The 12,486-nt window shown below is 69.7% G+C and carries 10 protein-coding genes; 2 read left to right on the top strand and 8 right to left on the bottom strand.

The genetic code is table 11. The annotated features are described in order from the left end of the window. Positions 1-21: 21 nt before the first annotated feature. The 7 genes from ACRSBM_RS25340 to ACRSBM_RS25310 all read right to left on the bottom strand — a co-directional run bounded on the left by ACRSBM_RS25340 (position 22) and on the right by ACRSBM_RS25310 (position 7,080). The gene (locus ACRSBM_RS25340; protein ID WP_434446687.1) at positions 22-1,128 is read right to left on the bottom strand and encodes a DUF3500 domain-containing protein; all 1,107 of its coding nucleotides are present in this window, start codon (positions 1,126-1,128) and stop codon (positions 22-24) included. A 383-nt stretch (positions 1,129-1,511) separates the two neighbouring features. Next, positions 1,512-2,090: a TetR/AcrR family transcriptional regulator gene (locus ACRSBM_RS25335; protein ID WP_434446685.1), complete on the bottom strand. Its 579-nt coding sequence runs from the start codon at positions 2,088-2,090 to the stop codon at positions 1,512-1,514. Positions 2,091-2,234: 144 nt separating this feature from the next. After that, on the bottom strand, positions 2,235-3,383 hold the full coding sequence (locus tag ACRSBM_RS25330) for a pyridoxal phosphate-dependent aminotransferase (protein ID WP_434446683.1): 1,149 nt from the start codon (positions 3,381-3,383) through the stop codon (positions 2,235-2,237). Continuing rightward, positions 3,380-4,039, bottom strand: coding sequence for an RraA family protein (locus ACRSBM_RS25325; protein ID WP_434446681.1), 660 nt, complete (start codon positions 4,037-4,039; stop codon positions 3,380-3,382). Before ACRSBM_RS25325 ends, ACRSBM_RS25330 begins: the two co-directional genes overlap by 4 nt. A gap of 249 nt (positions 4,040-4,288) precedes the next feature. Then, on the bottom strand, positions 4,289-4,789 hold the full coding sequence (locus ACRSBM_RS25320) for a hypothetical protein (protein WP_434446679.1): 501 nt from the start codon (positions 4,787-4,789) through the stop codon (positions 4,289-4,291). 227 nt (positions 4,790-5,016) lie between these two features. Then, positions 5,017-6,426 carry an alpha/beta fold hydrolase gene (locus ACRSBM_RS25315; protein WP_434446677.1) on the bottom strand — a complete coding sequence of 470 codons (1,410 nt, stop codon included), beginning with the start codon at positions 6,424-6,426 and terminating at the stop codon, positions 5,017-5,019. Positions 6,427-6,657: 231 nt separating this feature from the next. Beyond that, entirely contained in the window at positions 6,658-7,080 is a 423-nt protein-coding gene (locus ACRSBM_RS25310; protein ID WP_434446675.1) for a DUF6069 family protein, read from the bottom strand. Positions 7,081-8,009: 929 nt separating this feature from the next. On the opposite strand from ACRSBM_RS25310, the gene ACRSBM_RS25305 reads away from it, so the two are divergent. Then, positions 8,010-9,443 (top strand): MFS transporter, encoded by a 1,434-nt coding sequence (locus ACRSBM_RS25305; protein WP_434446673.1) that lies wholly within the window; start codon positions 8,010-8,012, stop codon positions 9,441-9,443. 104 nt (positions 9,444-9,547) lie between these two features. On the opposite strand, the gene ACRSBM_RS25300 is transcribed toward ACRSBM_RS25305, so the two are convergent. Further along, complete coding sequence (locus ACRSBM_RS25300) at positions 9,548-10,186, bottom strand: TetR/AcrR family transcriptional regulator C-terminal domain-containing protein (RefSeq protein WP_434446671.1); 639 nt, start codon at positions 10,184-10,186, stop codon at positions 9,548-9,550. Between the two features lie 388 nt (positions 10,187-10,574). Between ACRSBM_RS25300 and ACRSBM_RS25295 the strand changes: the two genes are divergently transcribed. Continuing rightward, positions 10,575-11,777 (top strand): FAD-dependent monooxygenase, encoded by a 1,203-nt coding sequence (locus tag ACRSBM_RS25295; RefSeq protein WP_434446669.1) that lies wholly within the window; start codon positions 10,575-10,577, stop codon positions 11,775-11,777. Positions 11,778-12,486: the final 709 nt, after the last annotated feature.

The following is a 12,486-nucleotide window of genomic DNA, read 5'->3' as shown; positions in this document are numbered from 1 at the left end:
TCCTGTCGGGTATGTGGTGGCTCAGCGCGCGTGGTGGGCGGTGTGATGGGCGGCCAGGACGTCGCCACCGAAGTCGGTCTCCGGATCCCGCCACACGGCGTGCGCGTGGTTGGCGCCGCGGTGGACGTTGGTCCACTCGATGAGCAACCGGGGGCCCTGCAGGCGGTAGTAGTGCGGTTCGCCCGCGCTGGTCGAGCCGGCCCAGGCGAGGTGCACGGCGTCCAACGCGGCCGGATCGTCGTAGCGGGGCATCGGTGACACGCCGTCCGGGACGCGGTCGAGGTAGGTGCCGAGCAGAGCACGCAACAGTTCCCGTTGCGCGGCATCGAGATCGGCGCCTGGCACGCCCTTGGGCACCGCGTCGAGGGCGAGTGCCCGCCGGTCCGCACCGTCGAGACCGGTGGCCGGGTGCTCGGCGCGGTCCGGGACGTGGTGGCCGGGGCGCCAGAGTTCGCCGCGCTTCACCACGCGGTCGTCGACCCTGGGGTTGTTACCCGCCACGACGTCGTTCGGGCTGCGGGACAGCAACACCGCGCGCGTGGTCAGGTCGGGGTGCAGGGAGCGGACCAGTTCGCGGGCCAGGTCCTCCGCCCTCCCCAGCGGGCGCAGCGCCGCGCCGCCCAGCAGTGGTGACGCGGCCGGGTCGGCACCCAGGAAACACGGCGTGGTGGCGGCGACCCGCCCGTCCACCACGAGGTTGTTGATCGAGACGTGATGGCCGCCGAACCGCCATCCCCACGGCTGCGGCCCGCCGGGCTCACCGAAGACCCGCAGGTAGTACATGCCGGGATCGCGGGTCCGTTCCCGGCCCCAGTTCACCGAGAAGCCCTCGACGCGGTCGAGCACGTTCTCCAGGCCCAGCACGGTGGCGACGGTGGTGTACCCGGCTTCGGACAGTCCACTCGCGACCAGTCGCATCACCAGCCGGTGCTGGGCGGGGCGCTGCTCGTGGAAGGTCAGGCCGCCGTGGTCGGTGGGCGTGTAGAACCAGCGGGTGCGCTCGGCCTCGCCGTCGGCGCCCGGCGGTGGCCCGACCGCCACCTCGCGCTGGCCGGCGTCCAGGGAGTCCAGCCAGGCCTGGGCAGCCTCCGCCATCCGGTCCGCGACCTCGCGGGCGGCGTCAGCCATCGCTGCCGAGCCGGATCGGTCGCGTCCCGCCGGCCGTTTCGGGGCTTTCCTGTCGCAATGCCATCAGTGCTGACCTCGCTGACTCGACATGTAACTGTCGTCTGACTTGAGATGAGTCTATCACATTGTACCGACGCGGAAAGGGAGTCCGCGGATCGTGCGGGGCTGTGTTTCCGTTGGGGTGACGCGAACGGTCGGGTGAGTTCGGCTGGGGTCGCAGCCCGCAATCGTCTACATTAGACAGACGGTCGCGGACCTCGCTTGAACGCGACGCTCGGGGCGCGTGAAACCATGTGACCGGTATACAGGGACGACACCAAACCCGGCGACACCCTGGGCGCTACTACAGGAAACTTGCGGGGAGGGTCACTCCGGGATGGCGATCAGCCCGCCCGCGCCCAGCCGCGCAACGCGCCGCAGTAGGCCTCGGTCAGCCGGGTGATGACCTCCCGGCGGGACAGGCGCTTCTCCCGCAGCAGGTCCTGGACCTCGCGTGGATCGAAGATCATGTTGTTGAGGAACAGGGCGTACTCGAGGATCTCCTCCGGCAGCCCGATGTCGTCGAGCAGTCCCCGCACGGGCTCGCTCCAGGCGTCCCGCATGGTGGCGATGATCTCGTTCCCGTCGTGCAGCCGTTCCAGATAACCCCGCCGGGACCGGAGCTGGACCAGCGCCGGGCCGTGCTCGGCGAGCAGGTCCACCCACTTGTCCACGACGGCGTCGAAGAGCGGCCGCCCCTGCGCGGTCGACGTCGCGGTGAAGTCGCTCAGCTTCTCGACGACGCTGAGCACGTAGGCCGCGAGCACCTCCTCCATCGAGGAGAAGTAGCGGTACGCGGTGGCCGGGCCGATCTCCGCGCGGGACGCGACGGCCTGCATGGTGAGCTCGTCGGGCGCCTCGCGGGCGAGCTCACCGACGGCCTCGAGGAGACGCCGGCGGTTGCGGCGGGTGTCGCTACGCAACTTGCGCTCCCCACGTGGGGCGGCCTGCTGATCGGACACGGGCCTCCTCCGCCTCGTAGAAGTGCAGGCAAAGGGTAGCGCCTTCGATCACGGTGCGTTCCACCGCTCGACGTGTGCGGTACGCGGTGCACACCCTGCGCCCCGTCAGGATCTCGCGCCGCCGAGGTGATCGACGATGCGGCCCAGCCCGGTCCGCAGGTCGTCCTCGGAGGCAGCGAACGAGATTCTGATGTGCCCCTCGCCGGAGGGTCCGTACTCGGCGCCGGCCCGGACCAACACCTTCCGCTCGGCGAGCTCGCGGGCGACGTCCTCGGAGGGACGGGCGGCGTCGTAGCGGAGGAACCCGTAGAACGCTCCCTCCGGCGCGACCAGGTGCAGGCCGGGGACGTCAGACAGGTGCGCGACGACCAGTTCGCGGCGCTGCCGGTACGTGTCGACCATGGCGTCCACGACGCCGTCCGGCAGTTCGAGGGCGGCGAGGGCCGCGCGCTGGGCCGCCGTGTTCACCGAGCCGTTGAGGGTCCGGTGCACGTGAGCCGCCGCGTCCACCACCGCGCGCGGCCCGGTCAGGTAGCCGACCCGCCAGCCGGTCATCGCGTACGTCTTGGAGAACGTCTGCACGTAGACCGTCCGGTCCCGCAGCGATTCGATCGCCAGCGCCGAGGTCAGCTCGTGCCCCGGGTAGACCAGCCGGTGGTACGCCTCGTCGCTGACGACCAGGACGCAGGAGCCGTCGAGCAGGTCCCCGAGGGCCTTGAGCTCCGCCTCGCGGTGCACGATGCCGGTGGGGTTCGACGGGTTCGAGAAGATCATCATGGTGGCGCCGGGAAGCGCGGCGGCCAACGCGTCGAGGTCCCAGTGCAGGTCCGGGCCGAGCGGGACGAAGTCGACCGTGCCGCCGGCGAGGACGACCAGGTCGGCGTACAGCGAGTAGGCGGGCTCCGGGATGACCACGCGGTCGCCGGGGCCGACCATCGCGAGCACGACCGCCGCCAGCGCACCGGTGGCGCCGTGGGTGACGACGACGTCGTCCGCGCTCCACGTCCGGCCGGGGTGCGCCGGCAACCGGTCCGCGAGCGCGGCACGCAGTTCCCGCAGGCCCTTTTGGTCGGCGTAGTGCGTGTCCCCGGCGCGCAGGGCCGCCACGGCGGCCTCGACCACCGGCGGCGGTGTCGGGAAGTCCGGCTCACCCATGGCGAGGGAGACGGCTCCGGGCGGGGCCGGAGTGAGGGCCGGACGTCGCGAGAAGCGGCGCAGCTCCTCGATCCGGAGCGCGGGCACCGCGGCGGTCATCGAGCCACCACCGCGCGGTCGGGGCGGGCGGCGAGGATGCGCTGCCGGAGCGCGTCCTCCTTCTCACCGATTCCGTCGACCGCGTCGAGGACCTCCTGCACCCGGTGCCGCGGAACGACGACGACACCGTCGGCGTCGCCGACGAGCACGTCACCCGCCGCCACCACCATGCCGCCGACCGCCACCGGAACACCGATGGCACCGGGCCCGTCCTTGAACGGCCCGGCGGGGGTGACCGCCCGCGCGTAGACGGTCAGGCCCATCTCGGACAGCGCCTGCACGTCGCGGACCGCACCATCGACCACGGCGCCGACGATCCCGCCGTTCACCATGATCTCGCCGATGAGATCGCCGATCAGCGCGCGGGTCATGTCGCCGTGCCCGTTGACGACCAGGACATCGCCCGGCAGGGCCTCGTCGAGCGCCCGGTGGATGGCCAGGTTGTCACCCGACCGCACGTCCACCGTCAGCGCGTTGCCCAGCAGCGAGGCGCTTCCGGTGACCAGCCGGATGCCGCCGTCCATCACGGTCATCCGCTGCAGCGCGTCACCGACGTTGGCGGCCGGCACCTCCCCCAGGCGGCGGATCTCCGCCGGTGCTGCGCGGGACCAGCTCGGAGCGATGGACACCCTGTCGGTCGCTGCGGCAATGTACATGCGAAGCTCCATCTTAAATAAGAGAGTTCTATCAGAAACGACCATAGCCTCCCCGGCGTTCGGCTTCAAGGAGTCCTGCGGTACTCGCCCGAAATCGGCGACTAACCCGCTGAACCTGAGCGCGCCGGCGCGACTGGCGGGCGCGTGCTCGGGGGAGTCAGGCGAAGATCCGGGACGCCGGCGGCAAGCCGCCTGCGGCGAGGCTTGGCGCTCGCGGCAGGCGGTGGTGTCGCAGGCTCGGTGGTGCGGTCAGACGCCGTGGGTCCAGAACTCCTGCGCCGATCCAGTGAACGACGTCGGGTCGCCGGCGAGGAAGAACTCGTCCCACGTCGGTCCGTCGGAGAGCTCCCAGTGCTCCACGGCCAGGCCGTCCTTGAAGCGCCACGCGCCCATGCCGACGCGCGTCCAGGTCCAGTCGCCACGCGACGTGCGGAACGTCCCGTGGACGATGCCGTAGTGGTCGTCGGCGAGGATCTGGTCGAACTCGAGGGGTTCGACGTTGGCGTCGGCGAGGCTCGCCCGCCGCTTCGTGTAGCGGCGCAGGAACTCCATTCCCCCGGTCGCCGCCAGGCGCACGCCGCCGGTGTGGATCACGAAGTCCGGGGACATCCGGTCCAGTACCTCGTTGGTGTGCTCCTGTACCCGCCGGAGCCGCTCGTCCTCGCTGAGGCTCGGATCGGTCGTGATCGCCGCGCCGCCGCGGTAGAGCTCGGCCAGCCACAGGGCGTTGGGATGGGTGTCGGACAGCAAGATGTGCCCTCCTGGTTGGGGGTGAGCGCGTCGGACGCGCGTCCATGCCTCTACCGATTGAACCATAGAAGTCTCTTATGTGAGAAGGTTCTATCGATATGTACGCTAGTCGCGAAGGTTCATCCGCAAGCATGCGCTATCAGTCAGGTTGCGTCTAAACAAGATTGATATCCCAGTTGAGACGTGAGTGCCGAGACCGACACGGGCTCCTGGACTGCGGAACGCGCTTAGGCGGGAGGCAGGGGAGCGCCGGCGCAGGAGTCGTTCGAGACCTTGCCGGTGTCGAAGAACTCCACGGCCTTGGCCGCGCACGGCAGGCTGTCCAGCGAGCCGTGCACGTCGTCCTCGACAGTCAGCAGCGCGCCGCCGATCTGCCGGTGCATCTCCCGCGCCCAGCCGATCGGGGTGATCTCCTCGTAGAGGTGCCCCACCAGTTGCAGGGGACTGGTTCCGCCGGTGAACCGCCACGGCTGGGCGGGCAGCGGCCAGCCGACGCAGCGGACGGCTTCGTAGCCGTACCGGCCCGAGACGGGCAGCTCCTCGATCAGCTGGAGCCAGGCGTTCCAGGCCTGGTCGAAGTCGCGGGTGCCGCCCGCGTCGTTGCACATCACCGAGGTCTGCTGGAACGGGCTGAACCCGGTCTGGTCGGCGTCCCAGCCGAACGTGCGGGCTTTCTTGCCGGGCGAGGCTTCGAGCGTGGCTCCGGCAGTGAGCGCGACGAGTCGCCGTGCCGATTCCGGCCAGTCGCGCCGGGCGGAGGTGATCAGGCCGTCGTACACGTCGAGGCGGGTCTGCCGCGTCCGCAGGTCGAGCAGCGCCTTGGTCACGGCCGCCTGGGTGGTCCCGAAGTGGTAGACGTCGTCGTTGCGGGCGACCCAGGCGGCGAACTCGGCGAACGTGTTCTCCCGCGCGGTCAGTTGCGCGCGGTCCATCTCGATCAGGTCCAGGGTCGGCGCCATCACCGAGTCGAGGAGCATCTTGTCGACGTGGGCGTCGAACAGGGTGCGGTACTGCGCGCCGAGCGCGGTGCCCCACGAGATGCCGTAGTAGCCGATCTTCTCTTCGCCGAGGGCGATCCGGATGCGGTCCATGTCGCGGGCGATGTTCGCCGTGGTGAGGTTCCGGACGAACTCCGGGTCCTCCGCGATGCAGCGCTGGTGGTTGCGGCCGTCGCGTTCGGCCACGAAGCGGGCCTTCTCCTTCTCCGGCAGGGAGGGGTCCGGCTGGGTCCGGTCGTCCCGGCAGCTCACCGCGGCGCTGTAGCCGACGCCGCGCGGCGAGAAACCGATGAGGTCGTGATGCACTCCGATGCCGGCTGCCCGCGACCGCAGGATGCTGTTGGGCAGTTCCATCCCGGAGCCGCCGGGACCGCCTGGGTTGAACAGGACGACGCCCTTGCGGCTGCCGGACGCCTTCACCCGGCTGATCGCGATGTCGACGGTGCGTCCTTCCGGCTTCGCGTAGTCGACGGGCACGGTCACCATCGCGCATTCGGAGCGCTCGTCGGTGGAGGGCCAGCGGTTCGCGATGTCCCGGCAGGGCTGCCAGTGGAGGGTCTCCGCGGCCGCGACCCCCGGCGCGAGCGGGAGCAGCACCAGTCCGGTCAGCGCCGCGCAGAAAAGTCCCTTGATCTTCATGGCACAAACCCTGGCGTTGTGAGCGCCGGCGGCACCTCGTCCCTTCGGCCGGTCCTTCCGCCGACCGGCTGACTCGCTTGATGCGCTCGTGCCCCGGATGCGCCCAGGCGGCCCGTTCATCGCCGACAACATCTTCTACGGCGGAGAGGCCACGGAGGACAACCCCACCGGCGACGGTCTGACCTTGGCCAGGAAACGATGAACCTGACCAGGCCACTACGGCGGAAGTCGTTACGCGGCAACGAGTGTACGAACGGGCATGACACGGTGGAAAATCGGGACGGCGACGGCCGCCACGACGACATGCATGAGCATCAGCGCGATAATGCCGACCACCGAGGCGCCCGGCAGGAAGAACATCGGGACGTCGGCGAGGAAGGAGACGGCCACGACGATCGGCACGAGCTTGCCGAGCGTGCGGGCAGGATCCTTGGCGCGCTTGCGGATCGACGCCCACGCGAACGCGGCGATGATCACGCCGGCCGCGGTCAGCACGACGTAGGCCTGGAGCTGCAGGCCCTGCATGACGGTCGGGTCGGCGCCGAGCGCCTGTGCCGCGTACGACACGACGGTGTTGCCGATCGACGCGATGACGATGGCGGCGACCACTCCCAGCACCACCATGCCTGTGCCGGGCTTCTCTTCAGCTGGCATTGCTTCCTCGTTTCACTGGCTGGATCTCAACCGGGCCGGACTCGGCGGGCGGTGAGGAAGATCTTCTTCGTGCGTGGGGTCTTCGATCAGCAGAGGCATTGCTCGCCGTAGCGCCTGCGGCGTTCCGCGGAGTCGTCTTGGCACGAGGAACCTTGCCTGACAAGATGGTAAGCGCTTTCCGTCACTTGCCCGCGCACTGTTCTCGTTGGTTCGATTCTCGCGGTGCCCGAGGCCGATGGCAACGTGCGGTAGCTGTCGAAAAGCTGTTCATCCGCCACAGCAACGTTGAAGCACGTCTCATTTGGCTGGTGGGGCAAGTGCGACTCGATGCCCCATCGCGATGCGGATGGGAAACCCCGGCTGCGCACCAACTTTCGTCGGCGACGACATCCGTCGGCGGTCCCTTCTGGTCCAGCCGCGGCATCGGCGACGGTCTTCGGAAGGTGATGGGTCGAACCCGGCGACCCTGAGTGAAGGCCGAGTCACGGGTTGACACCTTAACGTTGTTCAGGGATCTTAGGTGTTGAACATTGTTAAGGAGATCTCAGGATGACAGTGGTGCTCGGGGCCGGCCGCAGCCGGACAGGCGGATCGACGAGGTGAGCCGTGCGCTCGCACCGGCGCCGGAGCCCGCCCGGCTGGAGATCCTCGGTGCCGGCACCCGCCACACCGAGCGCAGCGAGTTGACCCAAGAGCCCGGCCAGGGGAGCCGGGCGTGATTCCGCAGTGCCGCGGACGGCGACGCGTTCGTCGCGACGTACCGGCGGTGCGAGGACATGAGACGAGGCGCCAGCCGTGCGCGCGTCACCCGCCCGGTCGGCGGCGTGCGCCGGCGGCGCAGTCGGCCGACCGCCGCGGCGAACCATCGAGAAACCCGTGGGCAGGCGGACGTCCTGGTCCGCCCGCCTGCCACTACCTGGAGAGAAGTCATGGTGAATGTCACGTCGGTAGCGCGCTCGTCGGTTGTCGCGGAGGACAGATGGAGTGGACGGCTGGTCGGCTGGCTGGTGATCCTCGTTGTGGCGAACCTGTTGGCGGACATGGTCGTCGTCGCGCCGCTGCTGGCGTTGCCGCAGATTCTGCAGCACTTCCAGACCGACCAGGCGGCGTGGCTCAACGTGAGCGCGATGCTGGCGGGTGCGATGTGGGCGCCCCTGCTCGGGCGTAGCGCGGACATCCACGGCAAGCGGCGGATTCTCGTCGCCACCCTGGCCGTCACGTTCGTGGGATCGGTGGTCTGCCTGGTCGCGCCGAACGTCATCGTCTTCGTGCTCGGGCGGTTCCTGCAGGGTGCGGCCATGGGGGCGGTGCTGCTCACGGTGGCGATCGCGCGCCAGATCTGCGGCCCGCGGGTCGGGATGATCGCGGTCGGGATCGTGACCTCGGGCGCGTCGGTGCTGGGCGTGGGCGCGTTGTTCGTGCTGACTCCGGCGATCGACGAGTTCGGCCATCAGAGTGTGTTCGTCGGTGCCGCCGTTCTCGCGCTGATCTGCGGGATCGCCGTGCGGCTGTTCATCCCGGAGCCCTCGATCCGTACGACTGGCTCGATCGACGTCGCCGGGGCGCTCCTGCTCGGGTCCGGTCTGATCGCGGTGCTCGGTTACGTCAGTCTGGCCCCGGATCTGGGCTGGGCGAACGCGGGCCTGCTCGTCATGCTGGTCGTCGGCGCCGCCGCGCTGGTGGGCGGGGTGCGGCACGTGCTGCGGGTCGCCGAGCCGATCATCGACCTGCGCCGGATCAGCGCGCCGCTGGCGTTGGCGCTGGGGTCGGTGGCACTCGGGGCCGGGTCGGTGCAGAGCATGCTGCAGCTGAAGAGCCTCGTCGGCGAGGTGCCGCCCGAGCTCGGGCTCGGCTACGGCCTCGGTGGTGGCGGTGGCGACGCTGTCCTGATGTCGTTCGCACTGGCCGCGGTCGGCATCCTGACCGGTGGCTCGCTGGCCGGTCTGCTCGCGTCGCGGATCGGTCCGGCGCGCACGCTGCTCGCCGGGTCCGTGATCGGCGTGCTGGCGACGTTCGCGATGCTGGTGGGAGTCTCGGTGCTGGCGGTCGGGCTCGCCTGCGCCACGCTGCTCGGTGTGGCCGTCGGCGCGATCATCGCCTCGGGTTTCAACCTCGCGACCTCCATGGCACCGCCCGAGCACCACGGTTCGACCGGCAGTCTGATGGCGGTCACGCTCTCCATCGGGTCGGTCACGCTCAACATGGTCGGCGCGATGGTGCTCAACGCGACGGCCACTGACACGCTCATCGGAGGCGTTCCCGCGAACTCCCTGACCGGCGTGCAGCTCTACGTCGTGATGAGCGGGGTGGCGCTCGCCGCGGCCGCGGTGCTCGCGACGGTGCTGGTGCGCAGGCGGCGATAGCGCGGAAGGCGGCTACGACGAGCAGCGGCGGGCTCGCCGTGCCGTGATCGGCGGGAAAGCGTTGGTGCTGACCGGGATTCACCCGGTCAGCACCGCCGCCGTGGTCAACCGTCCAGTTGGGCCGCGAGTCCGTCCAGGACGATGCCGAGATGCCGTTCGAACCGCTGGTCGCCCTCGTCGTGGAGATGCGCGGCTTCCTTGACCAGTGACGCGCCTTCTCCGAGCCAGGCCTCGCGCTGGGTGACCGAGTACCGCTCCGGGTCGGTCTCGGCGGCTTGGCGTCGTTCCTGTTCCTCGATGACGAAGCCGACGACGAACGCGGTGACCAGGTCGGCGGCGTCGTCGGCGTCGGCGGGCTTCCAGCCGGCCGCGGTCCACCGTTCGAACCACGGCTCCTTCACGCGGACCACGTCGGGATCGGTGATCCGGGTGCCGCTGAAGGTGCGCGCCCCGTCGCGGTGGAGCAGGTACTCCGCGCGCAGGACACGGGCGTAGGAGGCGAGGTCGTCGCGCCAGTCGGTGCCGGGCGGCAGGTCCGCGAGGGCGCCGGCGACCCGGCGCATGATCTCGGTCGCCATCTCGTCGAGCAGCTCCTGCTTGTTGCGCACGTGCCAGTACAGGGCGGGCGCGCGGACGTCGAGCCGAGCTGCGAGCGCGCGGACGGTGAGGGCGTCCATGCCCTTGTCGTCGAGGAGTCCGAGCGCTGCGGTCACGATCGACTCCCGGGTGAGGCCCTTGGTCATGTTGACACCTTAACGCCGTTCAGGCATGCTGGCCACAGTCCTGAACTAAGTTAAGGAGACCGGGGATCATGCCCGCTGCAGTCGTCAACGCCGCTGGTGGGTCGCCGGTCTGTGGTGAGTTCTCCGAGGTCCCGATTCCGTCCGGTCGCGAGCCGCTGAGTCTGGTGCGCAACGTCGTTCGTGGGATGGCTTCGGGAGGGCACTACAGCCGGCGGATGGGCTACCCGCTGATCTTGGGGCCCCTGTGCTGGGCGCGACCGGGATGTGGGGCAGGTGTCCTTAGAGGACATGCCCTGCACCGCGTTCCCGCTCAGCCGCATCGACGAGGCCGTCGTCGTCCCGGACTGAGCCGTCCATCACTCGATCACGATTGGAAAGGCAAGGAATCATGCAGAAGAGGGCACTGGTGGTCGGGCTCGGGATCGCGGGGATGTCCGCGGCGGTGGGGTTGCGCCGCGCGGGATGGACGCCCGTGATCATCGAGCGTGCGCGCGAGCGACGAACGGGCGGCTACTTCATCGGGTTGTTCCCGGAGGGCCGGCAGGCCGCGATCGACCTGGGCATCGTCGAGCAGCTGCACACCCGCAACCCGGAGCCGAGGCCGGACGGGAACACCTGGTCGCTGAACCGCAGGGGCGACCGGGCGCCCGCGCTGGGATTCCTCGACCAGCCCGGCGGGCCGGCGGCCGTGCTGCGCGGCGACATCGAGGCCGCGCTGTGGCAGAGCATCATCGGCGACGGAGCCGATGACGGCATCGAGGTGCGGTTCGGCACCACTCCCGTCTCGATCACCGAGAGCGCTACCGAGGCGCAGGTACTGCTCGAGGACGCGGCCACCGGCACGCAGTACCGCGAGAGCTTCGACCTGGTCGTCGGCGCGGACGGGATGCGCTCGACCGTGCGCCGGATCGTGTTCGGTCCGCACGAGGACTACCTGACGAACTGGAACGCGATGATCTGCGCCTTCCAGTTGAAGGAGCAGGTGCCCACCTTCGAGGAGAGCGACAGCATCATCGCCGCGCAGGCCAAGCGTGCGGTGTGGGTGTTCGGGTTCGCTGACCACGCCCCGACCGTGCTGCTGACCTACCGCACCAAGGACATCCAGGAGCAGTTCAGCGGGTCGCGCGTACAGCGGCTGCGTTCGGTCTTCTCCGGGATGGACGACCCCGTGGTGCGCCACGTCCTGGACGCCCTGGAAGAGGCCGACGACCTCCTGTTCGACTCGGTGCACCAGGTGAAGATGCCGCGGTGGAGCACGCGGCGGGTCGTGCTGGTGGGCGATGCGGCGTGGTGCATGAACCTCTATTCGGGCATGGGCGCCACGTCCTCGTTGCGGGGCGGCGCCGCACTGGGCGCGGCGCTGCGGGAGCACCCCGACGACCTTGGCACGGCCCTGGACGCCTGGGAGACCGGGCTGCGTCCCTTCATCACCCAGCACCAGCGCACCGCGCGGCTCAAGCAGCAGATGTTCGTCCCGTCCAGCCGCAGGACAGAAGCGCTGCGCTCGGTCGCCCTTCCCTTGCTACGCAGGCTCCGCCACCGCCAACTGGCGACGAAGACCACCGCACGTTCCGCTCAGGAGATTCGATAGGGTGCGTGAATCGATTGATCGGAAGGTGGTCTTGGACATGTCCGGAAAGCTGGTGTCTACTTGACGTAGTCGAGGCCGGTCATTCGCCCGATGCTTTCGGGTAAATGGGCAGAGTGATCCGCCGGTCCGCTTTTGCCTCGGTCGCAGCGGAGGAAGCAGGACGGAATGAGTTATTCGGGGCCCATTCCGTCCCGCGCGGGACTTCGGCGCCCACGCCGCCGCTGCCCTGATCGACGTGGCGACTGTGGAGAACCTCGTCCGGGGGAGGTGGTGCGCTTGGCAGGCAACGAGTACTCCGGTTCCGGTGCTGTCGGCCTGACCAGCTTCGTGTTCGGTGCGGTGATCGACGCCGATTTCGCTGAACCGCCCGGGCTCGGCCCCGGCGAACTCGTGGACGTGGTGGAAACCCTTCTCGTCAATGCCCGGAAAACACGTGTCCGGGACGACCTGGGCTCCCGCCCCGGTGATCCGGACGAATGGCTGCGGATCGTGGGCGGGTTCGAGTCCCCGATCACCCGCGAATGCCACCGAGTTGTCCCGCCTGACAGCCACCCCGGACGGCGAAGCCGCGCTCCGCGCCGGGAGACCGGTGGATGCCGCGATGTCCGGACGCGCCGGCAGGTCTCGAGCGCTCCACGCGGCAGCCGCCGGCACGGCCGGTGGAGCCGGACGCATCCCCCTGCGCCGGCTTCACCGTTCCGTCGACATC

Origin of the sequence: Lentzea xerophila (assembly GCF_051094245.1) — a bacterium.
Taxonomy (GTDB): domain Bacteria; phylum Actinomycetota; class Actinomycetes; order Mycobacteriales; family Pseudonocardiaceae; genus Lentzea; species Lentzea xerophila.
The sequence above is the reverse complement of the archived record's forward strand: the minus strand, read 5'-3'. Positions and strand labels throughout refer to the sequence as shown.